At 63.2% G+C, this 16818-nt stretch carries 15 protein-coding genes; 14 read left to right on the forward strand and 1 reads right to left on the reverse strand.

Annotation, left to right across the window (positions count from 1 at the left end; all coding sequences use genetic code 11):
* The first annotated feature begins 3 nt into the window (after positions 1-3).
* The 4 genes from P9220_RS10125 to rlmD all read left to right on the forward strand — a co-directional run bounded on the left by P9220_RS10125 (position 4) and on the right by rlmD (position 4362).
* The gene (locus tag P9220_RS10125; protein ID WP_309764716.1) at positions 4-951 is read left to right on the forward strand and encodes a peptidoglycan DD-metalloendopeptidase family protein; all 948 of its coding nucleotides are present in this window, start codon (positions 4-6) and stop codon (positions 949-951) included.
* A gap of 12 nt (positions 952-963) precedes the next feature.
* Positions 964-2058, forward strand: coding sequence for an RNA polymerase sigma factor RpoS (gene rpoS, locus P9220_RS10130; RefSeq protein ID WP_309764718.1), 1095 nt, complete (start codon positions 964-966; stop codon positions 2056-2058).
* 52 nt (positions 2059-2110) lie between these two features.
* The gene (locus tag P9220_RS10135; protein WP_309764719.1) at positions 2111-2887 is read left to right on the forward strand and encodes a 3'-5' exonuclease; all 777 of its coding nucleotides are present in this window, start codon (positions 2111-2113) and stop codon (positions 2885-2887) included.
* 149 nt (positions 2888-3036) lie between these two features.
* The gene (rlmD, locus tag P9220_RS10140) at positions 3037-4362 is read left to right on the forward strand and encodes a 23S rRNA (uracil(1939)-C(5))-methyltransferase RlmD (protein WP_309765451.1); all 1326 of its coding nucleotides are present in this window, start codon (positions 3037-3039) and stop codon (positions 4360-4362) included.
* A 79-nt stretch (positions 4363-4441) separates the two neighbouring features.
* Here the strand turns inward: rlmD and P9220_RS10145 are convergent, their stop codons facing one another.
* Positions 4442-5140, reverse strand: coding sequence for a Bax inhibitor-1/YccA family protein (locus tag P9220_RS10145; RefSeq protein WP_309764720.1), 699 nt, complete (start codon positions 5138-5140; stop codon positions 4442-4444).
* A gap of 301 nt (positions 5141-5441) precedes the next feature.
* On the opposite strand from P9220_RS10145, the gene ndk reads away from it, so the two are divergent.
* The 10 genes from ndk to hflX all read left to right on the forward strand — a co-directional run bounded on the left by ndk (position 5442) and on the right by hflX (position 16816).
* Positions 5442-5867: a nucleoside-diphosphate kinase gene (gene ndk, locus P9220_RS10150; RefSeq protein WP_244794611.1), complete on the forward strand. Its 426-nt coding sequence runs from the start codon at positions 5442-5444 to the stop codon at positions 5865-5867.
* Between the two features lie 188 nt (positions 5868-6055).
* A complete protein-coding gene (gene rlmN, locus P9220_RS10155; RefSeq protein ID WP_309764721.1) occupies positions 6056-7198 on the forward strand; it encodes a 23S rRNA (adenine(2503)-C(2))-methyltransferase RlmN in 1143 nt (380 codons plus the stop codon).
* A gap of 225 nt (positions 7199-7423) precedes the next feature.
* Positions 7424-8536, forward strand: coding sequence for a helix-turn-helix domain-containing protein (locus tag P9220_RS10160; RefSeq protein WP_309764722.1), 1113 nt, complete (start codon positions 7424-7426; stop codon positions 8534-8536).
* A 144-nt stretch (positions 8537-8680) separates the two neighbouring features.
* Positions 8681-9997: a flavodoxin-dependent (E)-4-hydroxy-3-methylbut-2-enyl-diphosphate synthase gene (gene ispG, locus P9220_RS10165; RefSeq protein WP_309764723.1), complete on the forward strand. Its 1317-nt coding sequence runs from the start codon at positions 8681-8683 to the stop codon at positions 9995-9997.
* A gap of 6 nt (positions 9998-10003) precedes the next feature.
* A complete protein-coding gene (hisS, locus tag P9220_RS10170; protein ID WP_309764724.1) occupies positions 10004-11350 on the forward strand; it encodes a histidine--tRNA ligase in 1347 nt (448 codons plus the stop codon).
* A gap of 112 nt (positions 11351-11462) precedes the next feature.
* Entirely contained in the window at positions 11463-12092 is a 630-nt protein-coding gene (locus P9220_RS10175; RefSeq protein ID WP_309764725.1) for a tetratricopeptide repeat protein, read from the forward strand.
* Between the two features lie 146 nt (positions 12093-12238).
* Positions 12239-13381 carry an outer membrane protein assembly factor BamB gene (gene bamB / locus P9220_RS10180; RefSeq protein ID WP_309764726.1) on the forward strand — a complete coding sequence of 381 codons (1143 nt, stop codon included), beginning with the start codon at positions 12239-12241 and terminating at the stop codon, positions 13379-13381.
* A 356-nt stretch (positions 13382-13737) separates the two neighbouring features.
* Positions 13738-15078: a ribosome biogenesis GTPase Der gene (der, locus tag P9220_RS10185; protein ID WP_309764727.1), complete on the forward strand. Its 1341-nt coding sequence runs from the start codon at positions 13738-13740 to the stop codon at positions 15076-15078.
* A 146-nt stretch (positions 15079-15224) separates the two neighbouring features.
* Positions 15225-15461 carry an RNA chaperone Hfq gene (gene hfq, locus P9220_RS10190; RefSeq protein ID WP_006999489.1) on the forward strand — a complete coding sequence of 79 codons (237 nt, stop codon included), beginning with the start codon at positions 15225-15227 and terminating at the stop codon, positions 15459-15461.
* An 86-nt stretch (positions 15462-15547) separates the two neighbouring features.
* Complete coding sequence (hflX, locus tag P9220_RS10195; protein WP_309764728.1) at positions 15548-16816, forward strand: GTPase HflX; 1269 nt, start codon at positions 15548-15550, stop codon at positions 16814-16816.
* Positions 16817-16818: the final 2 nt, after the last annotated feature.

Below are 16818 nucleotides of genomic sequence, written 5' to 3' on the forward strand. Positions count from 1 at the left end.
CCGATGAGTATCTTGCGTGCTTTGCGAGAAGGAAGTGCGGACGTTCGTCTGACGGCGGCGCAACGCGGCGTTTGCGTATTGGCGCTATCCGTGCTGGCGGCCTGTTCGACGCGCATGGACATGGCGCCGGTGGTCGACAGGACCGGCGCCCCGATCGCCACCGACGCGGCCCAGGCAGCCGCCGCCGCAAACCTTCCGCCGCCGCCGGGCTATTACCGTGTGAAGCCGGGCGACACCCTATATCGGATCGCACTGGAAAACGGTCAGAATTATCACGACATCGCCACGTGGAACAACCTGACGAACCCGAATCAGATCGAAGTCGGTCAGTTGGTGCGCGTCGCGCCTCCGGGCGCCAATCTCGCGGCGGCGACGCCGGGTGTGTCGACGGCTCCGATCGCCGGCGGCGCGGTGCAGGCGCAGCCGCTCGGCGGCACGCAGCAGCCGGGCGTTGCAGCGGGCGCAACGCCGGGTGCAACATCCCAGCCGCCGTATTACGGTCCGAGTTCGGGCATGGGCGCCGCCACTGGCGAAGCGGGCAGCGCGCCGGGCGTGCCGGGCGTCGATAGCAGCGCGGCGGCGACTCAGCCGGCGTTCAGCTGGCCCGCACGCGGTCCGATCATCGGTACGTTCGACGAAGCGAAGAACAAGGGTTTGAATATCGGCGGTGCGGCGGGCGACGCGGTCAACGCTTCAGCGGATGGACGCGTGGTCTACTCCGGAAATGGGCTGCGCGGCTACGGCAATCTCATTATCATCAAGCACGACGCTACTTTTCTCACGGCATATGCACATAACCGCGCTTTGATGGTAAAAGAAGGAGACGCGGTGACTAAAGGGCAGAAGATCGCTGAGATGGGCAACAGCGATTCGGACCGTGTGATGTTGCATTTCGAAGTTCGCCGGCAGGGTAAACCTGTTGACCCACTGAAGTATTTGCCGCCGCAATAAAGCGGAACCATCATGCCGAAAACGAAGCGCCGCCTGCCGCAAGCCGAGACTGAGACGATCAGCCGACCTTTGCAAGTGTCGGTGGAGGAGGGTGCTTCGACCCATGATGACGACGCCGAGAACATCGACGTCGACGTCGATTCCGAGGAAGAAAGCGGAAGCCGGGACAAGAGCGAAGAAGGCGCCGAACGCGCAAACGATTCCGCTCCCGACGCCGACGACTTTCGCTCGCTTCTTCAGGCCGAACTCACGGCCGATACCATCCAGCATTACCTGAACCGCATCAGCGTGAAGCCGCTGCTTACCGTCGAGGAAGAGCAGCGGTATTCGCGTCTCGCAAAGGCGGGCGAGTTCGAGGCGCGGCAGGTGATGATCGAGCGCAATCTGCGGCTGGTCGTCAGCATCGCGAAGGGTTACCTGAACCGCGGCGTGCCTTTGCTCGATCTCATCGAAGAGGGCAATCTCGGCCTCATGCATGCCATCGAGAAGTTTGATCCGACGCGCGGTTTTCGTTTCTCGACATATGCGACATGGTGGATCCGCCAGAGCATCGAACGTGCGATCATGAATCAGGCGCGCACGGTGCGGCTGCCGGTGCACGTGATCCGCGAACTCAATCAGGTGTTGCGCGCCAAGCGCCATCTGGAAAAAAATTCCGCCAACTCGAACGATGCCGTCGCGCCCGAGCGCCGCGATGCGAGCATCGACGATATCGCCTATCTCACCGGCAAGACGCCGGAGGAAGTGACCGACATTCTCGCGCTCAACGAACATACCGCGTCGCTCGACGCGCCGCTCGATCTCGATCCGGGCAGCAGCCTGCTCGATCTTCTGTCGGACGACCAGAGCCAGTCGCCCGATGCCGAAGTGCAGCATCGCGAACTCGAGTCGCTCACGCGCCTCTGGCTGTCGCGGCTGTCGGACAAGCATCGGCATGTGATCGAACGACGTTTCGGACTCAATCACATCGAGCCCGCGACGCTCGAAGAACTGGCCGACGAGATGGGCCTCACGCGCGAACGTGTGCGCCAGATCCAGCAAGAGGCGCTCGTAAGGCTCAAGCGTTTCTTCGCATCGAACGGCGTTCGCAAGGACGCCGTGCTTTAAAGCTGATCGACGTCCGCGAGGGCGTCGCATCGCCGTACTTCTGCAGGATTCAATGACACCGATTCTCGTATTCGACATCGAGACCATTCCCGATGTCGACGGCATTCGCCGTCTCGAAGATTTGCCCGACGATCTCTCCGACCGCGAAGTCGCGGACCATGCATTCGCCGCGCGGCGCGAACGCGTCGGCAACGATTTTTTGCCGCATCATCTGCAGCGCGTGGCCGCGATCTCCTGCGTGTTCCGCGACAACAACGGCTTCCGGGTCCGCTCGCTGGGCACGAAGGACGATGGCGAGGCTGCGCTCATCCAGTCGTTCTATCGCGTGATCGAGAAGTACACGCCGCAACTCGTTTCGTGGAACGGCGGCGGCTTCGATCTGCCGGTGCTGCATTACCGTGCGCTCGTGCAGGGCATCGCCGCACCGCGATACTGGGATCTCGGACAGGACGATCGCGAGTTCAAGTTCAATAACTACATCAGCCGCTATCACATGCGGCATATCGATCTGATGGACGTCCTCGCGATGTATCAGGCGCGCGCCAATGCGCCGCTCGATGCGCTCGCCAAACTTTGCGGCTTTCCGGGCAAGCTCGGCATGGACGGCGGCAAGGTCTGGGAAGCGTATTGCGACGGCCAGCTCGACGAAATCCGCAATTATTGTGAGACCGATGTCGTCAACACGTATCTGATGTATTGCCGTTTTCAGATGATGCGCGGCGGTTTCACGCCCGACGAGTACGCCGACGAAATCAACTTCGTGAAGAACGCGCTCGCGCAGGAAGCATCGCCGCACTGGGCGGAGTATCTCGCCGCGTTCGGGCAATGACTTCGTGACGTTCGTCTACAATCTCGTGTTTGCCATCCCGTCAGTCAGGAAGTACGCAGGTGTCTGAAGCCGCTCGAAAAAATCCGCATCGCCGCCGCGCCGCGCCGGCCAAATCCGTTACGCCCGATCCCTCGTTCGTCGCGCCCGAAATCGAAATCGACGCGCTCGATATGGAAGCGCGCGGCGTCGGCCGCACGGTCAACGAGGACGGCGAGCCGGGCAAGGTCATCTTCGTCGAAGGCGCGCTGCCGGGCGAACGGGTCAGCTACTCCAGCTACCGCAAGAAGCCGAGCTTCGAGCAGGCGCAAGTCGTCAAGGTGCTGCGCGAAAGCGTGATCCGCGCGAAGCCGAAGTGCCAGTTCTTCGGCACGTGCGGCGGCTGCTCCATGCAGCATCTCGATGTCCGCGCGCAGATCGCCGTGAAGCAGCGCGTGCTGGAAGACAACCTGCAGCATCTGGCGAAGCTCCGCGCCGAAACCATGTTCCGGCCGATTCACGGTCCGTCGTGGGGATACCGCTATCGCGCGCGGCTGACGGTGCGGCATGTCGAGAAGAAGGGCGGCGTGCTGGTCGGTTTCCACGAGCGCAAGAGCAGCTACGTCGCGGACATGACGAGCTGCGAGGTGCTTCCGCCGCACGTCTCCGCGATGCTGGTGCCGCTGCGACACATGGTGGCGGGGCTGTCGATCCGCGATCGCATGCCGCAGATCGAACTTGCCGTCGGAACGGACGTGACTGCGCTCGTGCTGCGCATTCTCGAACCGCTCACCGAAGCAGACGAAGCGCTGATTCGCGCGTTCGCCGATGAGCATGACGTGCAGTTCTGGCTCCAGCCGAAGGGGCCGGATACGGTTTATCCGTTCTATCCGCTCGACCGCGAACTGGCTTATACGCTGCCGGAATTCGATATCCGCATGCCGTTCAGGCCGACCGATTTCACGCAGGTCAATCACCAGATCAACCGCGTGCTGGTGGCGCGCGCGCTGAGCCTGCTCGCGCCGCAGCCGTCGGACCGCGTGCTGGACCTGTTCTGCGGCATCGGCAATTTCACGCTGCCGCTCGCGCGGCTGTCGCGCGAGGTCGTCGGCATAGAGGGAAGCGAAGCGCTGACGGCGCGCGCGCTGGAAAATGCAAAGGCGAATGGCGTCGACGGCCATACGTCGTTCGCTTGCCGGAATCTCTTCGAAGTCACGGCCGATGATTTCCGCGCGCTAGGCGCATTCGACAAGTTCCTGATCGATCCGCCGCGCGAAGGCGCGCTCGCGGTATCGAAGGCGCTCGCGCACATCGCGCAAAGCGGCGACGGGCCGCTGCCGGAGCGCATCGTCTATGTGTCGTGCAATCCGGCGACGCTCGCGCGCGATGCCGGTCTGCTCGTACACGAAGCCGGGTATCGGATGAAGGGGGCCGGCGTCGTGAACATGTTCCCGCATACGTCGCATGTCGAATCGATCGCGTTGTTCGAGCGCGACTGAGGCATCGCCCGATTTCAGCGGACGCCAAAAAACCGGCCTGAAAAGGCCGGTTTTTCATTTTCGAAGCGCGTACCGCCGATCAGTTGCGGTTGCCGCCGAAGATGCCGAGCAGCGCCAGCAGGTTCGTGAACACGTTGTAAAGATCGAGGTAGATCGCGAGCGTCGCGCTGATGTAGTTCGTCTCGCCGCCGTTCACGACGCGCTGCACGTCGAACAGCATGTATGCCGAGAAGATCACGATGGCGAGCACCGAGATGGTCATCATCAGCGCCGGCAGTTGCAGGAAGATGTTCGCGAACGCCGCCAGCAGGATCACCAGCACGCCCATGAACAGCCACTTGCCGAGGCCCGAGAAGTCACGCTTGCTGACCGTGGCGATGGTCGCCATTGCGGCGAAGATCACGCCGGTGCCGCCGAACGCCATCATGATGAGCTGCGGCCCGTTCGAGAAACCGAGGATGAAACTCAGCAGGCGCGAGAGCATCAGGCCCATGAAGAACGTGAAACCCAGCAGGACGACGACGCCCATGCCGCTGTCCTTCGTCTTTTCGATCGCGAACATGAAGCCGAACGCGATGGCCAGGAACGCGATGAAACTCATCGCCGGGCTCGTGGCGGCGAACAGCGAGAAGCCCGTCGCCACGCCGACCCAGGCGCCGAGAACCGTCGGCAGCATCGACAGCGCGAGCAGCCAGTAAGTATTGCGCAGCACCTTGTTGCGCACCTCCACCGAGGTGACGCTGCCGTTACGGCCAAAGCTGTAGGGTGATTCGTTCATGGTTTCTCCTTGCTCCAATTGTCTTCGTTGGTCCTGCTTCAATATGCGTCACACGTCAATGATAGGGTCGCGGACTTAAGCCATTCTTAGGATTCGCGGCGCTTCCTTCCCGCCATAACCGGCTCGAATATGGCTGCGGCCCGTGCCGAATTCAATGCCTGGCGCTGCCTTTCACGCGGGGTGGTCCTTGCACCTTTGATGCTTACGGCGCCGTAAGGTTTCAATCGCAATCATACCTTGGTTCGTGCTACAATTGTCGATTCGTTTTAATCCGTAAACCGTTCATTTTTTGGAGTTTTTCATGGCGATCGAGCGCACCCTGTCGATTATCAAGCCGGACGCAGTGGCAAAGAACGTTATCGGCCAGATCTACAGCCGTTTCGAGAACGCTGGTCTGAAGATCATCGCGTCGCGCATGGTTCATCTGTCGCGCGCCGACGCTGAGAAGTTCTACGCCGTGCACGCCGCACGTCCGTTCTTCAAGGACCTCGTGGAATTCATGATCTCCGGCCCGGTCGTCATTCAGGTGCTGGAAGGCGAAAACGCAATCGCCAAGCATCGCGACCTGATGGGCGCGACCGATCCGAAGAAGGCCGAGAAGGGCACGATCCGCGCTGACTTCGCCGACAGCATCGACGCAAATGCCGTGCACGGCTCGGACGCACCGGAAACGGCACGTCAGGAAGTCGCGTTCTTCTTCCCGGAAGTGAACGTTTACTCGCGTTAATCGCAACGCCGATCGCACGCCGGTCGGCAAACCGATCCAAGCGTTGGTCGCCGCGCCGGACCAATCGCGCGGTCATCGCGCCGCAACGCAGAAATAGTTGTCACAAAGCAGGAATTGGCGCGAACGGTCCCGGACCCGGTTGATGCAACCGGTCCGGGCTTCGCAATCTGTAAATGGCAGAACTAGACATGACGAGCAGCACCACCGTCAATCTTCTCGATCTCGACGCCGCCGGGCTGGTCGCTTACTGCGGCAGCCTCGGCGAAAAGCCGTTTCGCGCCAAGCAATTGCAGCGCTGGATCCACCAGTTCGGCGCCGACGATTTCGACGGCATGACCGATCTCGCGAAATCGCTGCGCGAAAAACTCAAGGGCCGCGCCACGCTGGCGATGCCCGGCATCATAAGCGACCACGTTTCCTCCGACGGCACCCGCAAGTGGCTGATCGACGTCGGCAACGGCAACGCGGTCGAAACCGTGTTCATTCCCGAAGAAACGCGCGGAACGCTGTGCGTCTCGTCGCAGGCGGGGTGCGCGGTCAACTGCCGGTTCTGCTCCACCGGCAAGCAGGGTTTCTCCCGTAATCTGACGACCGCGGAAATCATCGGCCAGTTGCGCATGGCGGAGTTCGCCCTGCGCAAGTCGCTCGGCCGCGAAGTCGGCGGGCCGGGCAAGGGCGAGCGCGTCGTCACGAACGTCGTGATGATGGGCATGGGCGAACCGATGCTGAATTACGACGCCGTCGTGCCGGCCATGCGCCTGATGCTCGACGACAACGCCTACGGCCTGTCGCGCCGGCGCGTCACGCTGTCCACGTCCGGCGTGGTGCCGATGATGGACCGCCTCGCGGCGGACCTGCCGGTGGCGCTCGCGGTATCGCTGCACGCGCCGAACGATCCGCTGCGCGACATGCTGGTGCCGCTCAACAAGAAGTATCCGCTGCGCGAGTTGATGGCCGCGTGTCAGCGTTATCTGAAGGTCGCGCCGCGCGATTTCATTACGTTCGAATACTGCATGCTGGACGGCGTGAACGACACCGAAGCGCACGCGCGCGAACTGCTCGCCGTCACGCGCGACGTGCCGTGCAAATTCAACCTGATCCCGTTCAACCCGTTCCCCGAGTCGGGCCTGACCCGGTCGAAGAACGAGCAGATCAAGCGGTTCGCGCAGGTTCTGATCGACGCGGGCATCGTCACGACCGTGCGCAAGACGCGCGGCGACGATATCGACGCGGCCTGCGGTCAGCTCGCCGGTGCGGTGCAGGACCGGACGCGGCTCGCCGAGCGCACGAATCGCGCGGGCGGCAAGGTGATCGAGGTGCGCGCGGTCTGACGGCGGCGCGTTCCCGGACGCACCGTCGGGCATGCTAGCCGGCACTGGTCTGTCGCTACAACAAAGTCCATACATAACAACGAAGCAAGCGCCCCACAGGGCGCGCAAAGCCGAACATTTTGTTATAAAGCGGTCTGCAACAGCGCCGGAGTTGTATCGTTCAGTGCTTTTTGCACTTCACGGCGCAGCAGCGCTATATAAAAGATTCGATGCGAGGAATTTGGGATGAGTGAGCCGCAACACCCGACGCCTTTCGGCAGTCATACCGGCGATCTGTCTGCCACTCAACAGGATGGCCGGACGCGAGTCGACGGGGCGGCATCGGACGAGCGCCAGGCGGGGCCCCTGGACTCGCTGCAGGCAGTCGGCGCGCGTCTCGCGCAGCTCCGGCACGCGAAAGCATGGTCTATCGACGATGTATCGGCGCGCCTCAAAGTGTCGCCGCAAAAGCTGGCGGCGCTCGAAGAGGGCGATATCAGCCACTTGCCGGACCGTACGTTCGCGGCGGGCATCGTGCGCAGTTATGCGAAGGTTCTGGGCGCTGACCCGACGCCGTTCACGCAGGCGTTTCGCCGTGACGGCGTGCCGGTGGAACATAATCTGAAGGTGCCGGCGTCGTCGGGAGCGGGCTTGCCGCGGGGGCGCGTCTCGGTGCCGCTCGGCAGTTCCTCCGGCCGCAAGCGTTCGTGGCTGTGGGGCGTAGCGGCCATCGTCGTGGCGCTGGTGGCGCTCGCGATGTGGCATACGGGCGGGGATTCGTCGGTGTGGCTCGCCCGGTTGAAGTCGAGTGCGACTCCTGCAGCGACTTCGAGCGACAAGCCCGCCGCGTCGCAAGTCGCGACGCCCGATGAAGCAGCGGCGGCGAATACCGGCGAGGCATCGTTGCCCGAGGTGGCCGCAGCGCCCGGCGAACAGCCGATGCCACGACCGCTCGGCACGAACGCGTTGCCGGCGTCGTCGTCGACGATTGCAGCGGTGCAGGGCGCGAGCGCGGCGGCTGCGGCATCGACCGTCAAGGCTGCGCCGGCGGCTGCGGCGCCCGCATCCGCTGCGGTGGCATCGGCTCCGACGGTCGGAAGCGTGGGCACGGGCGCGAACGCCATCGAATTGAAGGTAAAGGAAGACAGCTGGTTCAACGTGCGCAGCAAGGACGGCAAGGAATTGTTCTCCGGTCTGGTTCGCGCGGGCAGCGCGCAGCGCGTGCAGGGCGAGGCGCCGTTCCGGGTGACCGTCGGGAATGCGAAGGGCGTCGAATCGCTGTCGATCGACGATCAGCCCGTCGATGCAAAGAAGTATTCCGGCGCACGCGGAAACGTCGCGCGCCTGTCGTTGCCCTGACAGCCAGGCAGAGCCGGCCGGCGTCGGTGATTCAGCGTGCGGAAAAACGAGGGGCGTCACGGTTCGGCTGTGACGCCCGTTTGAGGTTCAAACCAAGCGACGGTCGCTGCGCGTGCAGCGCGCCGGTTGCCAAAGGGTTTTTCGATGCAATCCGAAGCTCAATCCCTGATTAGCAGCAAGATTTGTTCGACCGATCCGGTCTTCGGCGGTCCGCTGCCGCGCCGTTCGTCGCATGCGGTGGACGTGCGCTGGGGCGGCCAACTGGTGACGATCGGCGGTGATGCGCCGGTGCGCGTCCAGTCGATGACCAACACCGACACCGCCGACGCCATCGGTACCGCGATCCAGATCAAGGAGCTCGCACAGGCCGGCTCCGAACTCGTGCGCATCACGGTGAACACGCCGGAAGCGGCGGCAGCCGTGCCGCACATCCGGGAGCAGCTCGATCGCATGGGCGTGACCGTCCCGCTCGTCGGCGACTTCCATTACAACGGCCATTTGCTGCTGCGCGACTATCCCGCTTGCGCCGAGACGCTGTCGAAGTACCGAATCAATCCCGGCAACGTCGGCCAGGGCGCGAAGCGCGACACGCAATTCGCGCAGATGATCGAAGCCGCGATCAAGTACGACAAGCCGGTGCGGATCGGCGTGAACTGGGGCAGTCTCGACCAGGACCTGCTCGCGCGCATGATGGACGAAAACGCCGCGCGCGCGAAGCCGTGGGACTTGCAGAGCGTCATGTACGAAGCGCTGATCCAGTCGGCGGTCGGCTCGGCGGAACGCGCCGTCGAACTGGGACTCGGGCGCGACAAGATCATCCTCTCGTGCAAGGTGAGCGGCGTACAGGACCTGATCGCGGTGTATCGCGAACTGGCGAAGCGCTGCAGCTTCGCGCTGCATCTCGGGCTGACCGAGGCGGGCATGGGCTCGAAGGGCATCGTGGCTTCGACGGCCGCACTTTCCGTGCTGCTGCAGGAAGGCATCGGCGACACCATTCGGATCTCGCTGACCCCGGAGCCGGGCGGCGCGCGGACGGGCGAAGTGGTCGTCGGGCAAGAAATCTTGCAGACGATGGGCCTGCGCTCGTTCACGCCGATGGTCATCGCGTGTCCCGGTTGCGGCCGCACGACGAGCACGCTGTTTCAGGAACTGGCGTCGCAGATTCAGACGTATCTGCGCAACTCGATGCCTGAATGGCGCGACCAGTACCCCGGCGTCGAGAAGATGCACGTCGCGGTGATGGGCTGCATCGTCAACGGGCCGGGCGAGTCGAAGCACGCGAATATCGGCATCAGCCTGCCGGGTTCGGGCGAGAATCCGGCCGCGCCCGTGTTTATCGACGGCGTGAAGGTCAAGACGCTGCGCGGCGAGCGCATCGCCGAGGAATTCCAGCAAATCGTTAGCGATTACGTCGAGCGCACTTACGGCCAGCGCGTCGAGACGTCCGCGGCATCACTTTAAAGACAGATGACTGAACAGAAGAAACGGCTTCCGAAGCTGAGCGGCGTGAAGGGCATGAACGACATCCTCCCGCAGGATGCCGCGTTGTGGGACTTCTTCGAAAGCACCGTCAAGTCGATGCTGCGCGCATACGGCTATCAAAACATTCGCACGCCGATCGTCGAGCATACGCAGCTTTTCACGCGCGGCATCGGTGAGGTGACCGATATCGTCGAGAAGGAGATGTACAGCTTCACCGACGCGCTCAACGGCGAGCACCTCACGATGCGTCCCGAGAACACGGCGGCCGTCGTGCGCGCGACCATCGAACACAATCTGCTGTACGACGGCCCGAAGCGCCTGTGGTACATCGGCCCGATGTTCCGCCACGAGCGTCCGCAGCGCGGACGGTATCGGCAGTTCCATCAGGTCGGCGTGGAAGCGCTCGGCTTTGCCGGTCCGGATACGGACGCAGAAATCATCATGATGTGCCAGCGCCTGTGGGACGACCTCGGCCTCACCGGTATCCGCCTCGAACTGAATTCGCTTGGTCAGGCGCAAGAGCGCGCGGCGCATCGCAAGGAACTGATCGCCTATCTGGAAAAGCACGCCGATTCGCTGGACGAAGAAGCGAAGCGCCGTCTCTATACCAATCCGCTGCGCGTGCTCGACACGAAGAACCCGGCGATGCAGGACATCGCGCAGAACGCGCCGAAGCTCGTCGATTTTCTGGGCGAGGAATCGCGCAAGCACTTCGACGGCGTTCAGCGTCTGCTGAAGGCGAACAACATTCCGTTCACCGTCAATCCGCGTCTCGTGCGCGGCCTCGACTACTACAACCTCACCGTGTTCGAATGGGTCACCGACAAGCTCGGCGCGCAAGGCACGGTGGCGGGCGGCGGCCGCTACGATCCGCTCATCGAGCAACTCGGCGGCAAGCCGACGGCGGCGTGCGGCTGGGCGATGGGCGTCGAGCGCATTCTCGAACTGCTGAAGGAAGAGAATCTCGTGCCGGAAGCCGAAGGCACCGACGTGTACGTCGTGCATCAAGGAGAGAAGGCGGCGGAGCACGCGTTCATCGTTGCAGAGCGGCTACGCGACACGGGGCTGGACGTCGTTCTGCACTGCAGCCCGGATGGCGCACCCGCAAGCTTCAAGTCCCAGATGAAGAAGGCGGATGCGAGCGGCGCGGCGTTCGCCGTGGTGCTCGGTGAAGACGAGCTCGCGCAGGGGATGATCGGCGTGAAGCCGCTGCGCCGCACCGGCGACGAAACGGCCGATGCGCAAAAGAACGAGCAAGTGAACGTTCCGGCGGAAGACTTGACCGAATACCTAATCAATGCGATGGTTGCATCCGCCGACGAGGACGCCTGACAAACAGGCATCGATCGGATCAAGAGCCGCGCGCATCGTGGAGATCGGTTCGATCCCGCCATCGCGCAACGCTCAGGATGAGCAATGAGACGCAGGAAGGAATAGCTGGACGATGAGTTACCACGACGAACAAGAATCACTGGAAAGTGTGAAGGCCTGGTGGGCCAAATGGGGTAACGCCACGACGTGGATCGTGCTCGTGGCGCTCGTCGTTGCGGCCGGTTTCAACGGCTGGAATTACTGGCAGCGCCGTCAGGCGGCCGAGGCTTCTGTGCTCTACGACCGGCTGCAGCAAGCCGCGAACGGCAACGATCAGAAGCTCGTCGCGCGTGTGGCGTCGGACATGGAAGACAAGTTCGGCGGCACCGCGTACGCGCAAATGTCGGCGCTCGCGGCGGCCAAGTCGCTCTATGCGGCGGGCGATTCAGCCGGCGCGAAGGCGCAACTGCAGTGGGCCATCGACCACGCGAAGGACGACGAGTACAAGCAGATCGCGAAGCTGCGCATGGCGCTGATCCTGCTTGACGAAAAGAGCTACGACGCCGGCCTGAAGCTGCTCGCCGACGCCCCGCTCGATGCGTTCAAGGGCGTCGTCGCCGACCGCCGAGGCGATCTGCTCGCGGCGCAAGGCAAGCGCGACGACGCGCGCACCGCCTACAAGACGGCGCTCGACACGTTGCCGAAGAACGACACGGCCACGCGGCAACTGATCGAGTTCAAGCTCGATGCGCTTGGCGGCTGATCGCTGACGAGCGGCGGTTCCGCCCGTCGCCTCGTGCAAGCGCCAACGCAATTTCGCCAATCAAGCCGCCGCGCCGCGCATCGCCATCGAGCGAAAACGCGGCTGCGCCGGTCAACCGAATTCACCCATTCATGTTGCGTCCACCGATGATTCATTTGAAACGCTACGCCGTGCCCTTCGCCTGCGCGATGACCGTCCTGCTGGCCGCCTGCGCGTCCACCAAGGACGAGCGCCGCGTGCCGACACCGCTCGTCGACATCAAGCCGGTGCTCAACGTCACCCAGGCATGGAAAGCGAGTGTCGGCAAGGCCGGCCGTTATCTGTTCGCTCCGGTCGCCGTGGGCGATGCGGTCTTCGCCGCGGGCGAGAACGGCACCGTCGCGAAGATCGACGCAAAGACCGGCCAGGAAGTCTGGCGCACGAAACTCAAGGACGATCTCTCGGCGGGTGTCGGAAGCGACGGCAACCTGACGGCCGCCGGCGGCCTGAAGGGCTCGGTCTACGCGCTCGGACCGGACGGCAAGCAATTGTGGACGGCCACGGCGCCGGGGGAAATCATTTCGCCGCCGCTCGTCGGCAACGACCTCGTGGTCGTGCGGACCATCGACGGCAAGGTTATCGCGTTCAGCGCGCAGACCGGCGAGCAGAAGTGGATATTCCAGTTGCGCGCCGTGCCGCTGAATCTGCGCGTGGCAGCAGGCATGACGTTCGCCGGCAATCAGGCGGTGCTCGCGGGCTTCCCGGGCGGCAACTTCGCGGCGATCAATCTGCAAACGGGCGATGCGTACTGGCAAGCGCCGGTGTCGTATCCGAAGGGTGTGACGGAAGTGGAACGCATCAACGACGTGACCGGTGCGCCGGGTCTCGTCGGCGCGCAAACCTGCGCGGTGACGTTCCAGGGCAAGATCGGCTGCTTCGATGCGAACTCGGGCCGTCCCGTCTGGGAAAAGAACTTCTCGAGCGATAGCGGCCTCGCGCAGGACGAGCAGATCGTCGCGGCCGGCGACGACTGGTCGGTGGTCAACGCGTTCCGCGCATCGGATGGCGCGCCCATCTGGAAGAACGACAAGCTGAAGAGCCGTCAGGTCAGCGTGCCGTTCATCCTGGGCCGCGCCGTCGTCGTCGGCGACTACAAGGGCTTCGTGCACTTCCTGAGCGTGGACAACGGCGAGATCGTCGGCCGCGCGCCGACCGATGGCAGCCAGATCACCGCGGCGCCGGTGCTGGCGGGCAACACGCTCGTCGTGCAGACGCACGATGGCGGGCTGTACGGCTTCCGTCCGCAGTAAGCGTCACGCAGCGCTTCGTCCTTCGCCGGACGAAGCGCAGTCGGAAAGACCGGCGCCCGTGGCGCCGAGACCCCGAACGGGTTGCAGAACGAGGGCGCGACATCCGTTCGCGCTCGACAAGAAAGCCCGCTCAGCCGGGCATGAAAGAACAAGGCGCGCGATGCCGCGCAACAAGAGCCCGCGCACGGCACCGGCCGATTCACGGCGCCGGCGCCTGACAGCGGCGTGCGCTGCAAAGCGGCGGGCCGAATCCATGCTAATTTTCGACAAGCGCAGCCATTCTCGCGGCGCAAGCGGCGAAGACGCCGACCCGCGCCTTTCGCACATCGCCTGCGTTCAACTGTGAACAAACTCTGATGAAACCCGTGATTGCCCTCGTCGGGCGCCCCAATGTGGGGAAATCGACTCTCTTCAACCGGCTGACGCGCTCGCGCGACGCGCTCGTCGCCGATCTGCCCGGTCTCACGCGCGACCGCCACTACGGCGAAGGGCGCGTGGGCGGCGAACGTCCGTATCTCGTCGTCGATACGGGCGGCTTCGAGCCGGTCGCGAAGGACGGCATCCTGCACGAGATGGCGCGTCAGACGCGGCAGGCCGTCGAAGAAGCGGATGTCGTCGTGTTCATCGTCGATGGACGCAACGGGCTGGCGCCGCAGGACAAGTCGATCGCCGACTATCTGCGCAAGACCGGCCGGCCGCTCTTCCTGGTGGTCAACAAGGCCGAAGGGATGAAGTACACGGCGGTCGCGTCGGACTTCTATGAACTCGGTCTCGGCGATCCCCGCGCCATCTCAGCAGCGCACGGCGACGGCGTCAGCGAGATGATCAACGACGCGCTCGACATCGCCTATGCCGGTCAGCCGGAAGAAAGCGAGGAAGAAAAGGCGCAGCACGGCGTCAAGATCGCGATCGTCGGGCGGCCGAACGTCGGCAAGTCGACGCTCGTCAATACGCTGATCGGCGAAGAGCGCGTGATCGCGTTCGACATGCCCGGCACCACGCGCGATTCGATCTATGTTGATTTTGAGCGGCAAGGCCGCAAATACACGTTGATCGACACGGCGGGTTTGCGTCGCCGCGGCAAAGTGTTCGAAGCGATCGAGAAGTTCTCGGTGGTGAAGACGCTGCAGTCGATCTCGGATGCCAACGTCGTGATTCTCCTGCTAGACGCACAGCAGGACATCTCCGATCAGGATGCGCATATCGCGGGTTTCGTCGTCGAACAGGGACGCGCGCTCGTGGTCGGCGTGAACAAGTGGGATGGGCTGGATTCGCATGTGCGCGAGCGCACCAAGGCCGATCTCACGCGCAAGCTCAAGTTTTTGGACTTCGCTAAATTTCACTACGTCTCGGCGCTGGAGAAGACCGGCATCGGCGCGCTGATGAAATCGGTCGACGACGCCTATGCCGCCGCGATGGCGAAGCTGCCGACGCCGAAGCTCACGCGCGCGCTGATCGAAGCCGTGGAGTTTCAGCAGCCGCGCCGCCGCGGGCCGGTCAGGCCGAAGCTGCGCTACGCGCATCAGGGCGGGCAGAATCCGCCGATCATCGTCGTGCACGGCAATGCGCTGGATGCAGTCACAGATACCTATAAGCGGTATCTGGAAGGGCGCTTCCGCGAAACTTTTGGGCTGGCCGGCACTCCATTGCGCATAGAGTTTCGCTCGAGCAAGAACCCTTACGCGGACAAAGAGTAACTGCCGCGGAGCCAAGTGTTTCGGGCCGGTTGGCCGAATGGCCGGTCTGGTGCGGAAACGAAAATCGGCTATAGTGTAGCGATTGTCGGCGGATCTCTTTTTCTTCGTCACAATACTTCTAACCTGCAAAAAACACGGAGTTTGCTATGAGCAACAAAGGGCAATTGTTACAAGACCCGTTTTTGAACGCACTGCGTAAAGAGCACGTGCCGGTGTCGATCTATTTGGTCAACGGCATCAAGCTTCAAGGGAACATCGAATCGTTCGACCAGTACGTCGTGTTGCTCCGGAATACGGTCACCCAGATGGTCTACAAGCACGCCATTTCCACGGTCGTGCCGGCTCGCCCGGTGAATTTCCACCCGGACGCTGAATCGTCCTAACCTCGTTGCGGCCGGCGCGCCGTTGCCATTCCGAATTCGAACATTGCGCAACTCGCCGGTCGCTTCAAAAACTATCCAGACATAATTTGATTAACGCAGCGCTCGTCGGCATCGACTTCGGCAAGATTGATTTCGAAGCCAGCCTCGAAGAACTCAGCCTGCTCGCAGAAAGTGCGGGCGCCCATCCTGCCGTTACGCTCACCGGCCGCCGGTCCAGTCCGGACGCCAAAATGTTCATTGGCAGCGGAAAGGTCGAAGAACTGCGCCTTTCCTGCGAAGCGAACGACGTCGAACTCGTTATCTTCAATCACGCGCTCGCACCCGCGCAGCAACGCAATCTCGAGCTTGCGTTGAACCGCCGCGTGGTCGATCGCACCAGTCTCATCCTCGATATCTTTGCGCAGCGCGCGCGCAGCCATGAAGGCAAGCTGCAGGTCGAACTCGCGCAATTGCAGTATTTGTCCACGCGGCTGATTCGCGCCTGGACTCACCTCGAACGTCAGAAAGGCGGGATCGGTTTGCGCGGTCCCGGCGAGACGCAGCTCGAAACCGACCGCCGGCTGATCGGCGAGCGCATCAAGGCGCTAAAGACGCGTCTTGCGAAACTGCGCCGCCAGCACGGCACTCAGCGCCGGCAGCGCGAGCGCAACCAGACGATGTCCGTGTCGCTCGTCGGCTATACGAACGCGGGTAAGTCGACGCTCTTCAACGCGCTGACCAAGGCGCAGGCGTATGCCGCGAACCAGTTGTTCGCCACGCTCGACACCACCTCCCGCCGCGTGTTTCTCGGCGAAGAGGCGGGCCATGTCGTCGTGTCGGATACCGTGGGCTTCATCCGCGAGTTGCCGCACCAGCTCGTCGCGGCGTTTCGCGCGACGCTCGAGGAAACCATCCACGCCGACTTGCTGCTGCACGTGGTAGATGCCTCCAGCTCCGTGCGCCTCGATCAGATCGATCAGGTGAACGAGGTGTTGCGCAGCATCGGCGCGGACTCGATTCGCCAGATTCTCGTCTTCAACAAGATCGACGCCGTGCCCGAACTTGCGGCCCGCGGCGAGGCGGTTGAAAGGGATGAGTATGGTAATATTTCGCGCGTCTTTTTGAGCGCACGCACGGGTCAGGGACTCGACGCACTGCGCGCCGCCATCGCCGAAATCGCTTCAGCGGAAGCAGGCGAACCCGAAGAAAGCATGCCGAGCGTATTGGCCGAAACCGGCGAGCCGGCACAGGCGTCAGAAGCCACGCAATCCACGCAGTCCGGGCCGAACGAGACACACGACGCGAACGCGCAGCCGGAAGACCACCGGCCAGCCGGAGAACGTGACGGCCACAAGGTTCCCGAACACGGACACTGAAC

This window comes from Caballeronia sp. LZ016 (genome assembly GCF_031450805.1).
Classification (GTDB): Bacteria; Pseudomonadota; Gammaproteobacteria; order Burkholderiales; family Burkholderiaceae; genus Caballeronia.

Coding starts and splice junctions, on each gene's coding strand:
- P9220_RS10125 (WP_309764716.1), top strand. CDS start 4: ATGAGTATCTTGCGTGCTTTGCGAGAAGGAAGTGCGGACGTTCGTCTG.
- rpoS (WP_309764718.1), top strand. CDS start 964: ATGCCGAAAACGAAGCGCCGCCTGCCGCAAGCCGAGACTGAGACGATC.
- P9220_RS10135 (WP_309764719.1), top strand. CDS start 2,111: ATGACACCGATTCTCGTATTCGACATCGAGACCATTCCCGATGTCGAC.
- P9220_RS10145 (WP_309764720.1), bottom strand. CDS start 5,140: ATGAACGAATCACCCTACAGCTTTGGCCGTAACGGCAGCGTCACCTCG.
- ndk (WP_244794611.1), top strand. CDS start 5,442: ATGGCGATCGAGCGCACCCTGTCGATTATCAAGCCGGACGCAGTGGCA.
- rlmN (WP_309764721.1), top strand. CDS start 6,056: ATGACGAGCAGCACCACCGTCAATCTTCTCGATCTCGACGCCGCCGGG.
- P9220_RS10160 (WP_309764722.1), top strand. CDS start 7,424: ATGAGTGAGCCGCAACACCCGACGCCTTTCGGCAGTCATACCGGCGAT.
- ispG (WP_309764723.1), top strand. CDS start 8,681: ATGCAATCCGAAGCTCAATCCCTGATTAGCAGCAAGATTTGTTCGACC.
- hisS (WP_309764724.1), top strand. CDS start 10,004: ATGACTGAACAGAAGAAACGGCTTCCGAAGCTGAGCGGCGTGAAGGGC.
- P9220_RS10175 (WP_309764725.1), top strand. CDS start 11,463: ATGAGTTACCACGACGAACAAGAATCACTGGAAAGTGTGAAGGCCTGG.
- bamB (WP_309764726.1), top strand. CDS start 12,239: ATGATTCATTTGAAACGCTACGCCGTGCCCTTCGCCTGCGCGATGACC.
- der (WP_309764727.1), top strand. CDS start 13,738: ATGAAACCCGTGATTGCCCTCGTCGGGCGCCCCAATGTGGGGAAATCG.
- hfq (WP_006999489.1), top strand. CDS start 15,225: ATGAGCAACAAAGGGCAATTGTTACAAGACCCGTTTTTGAACGCACTG.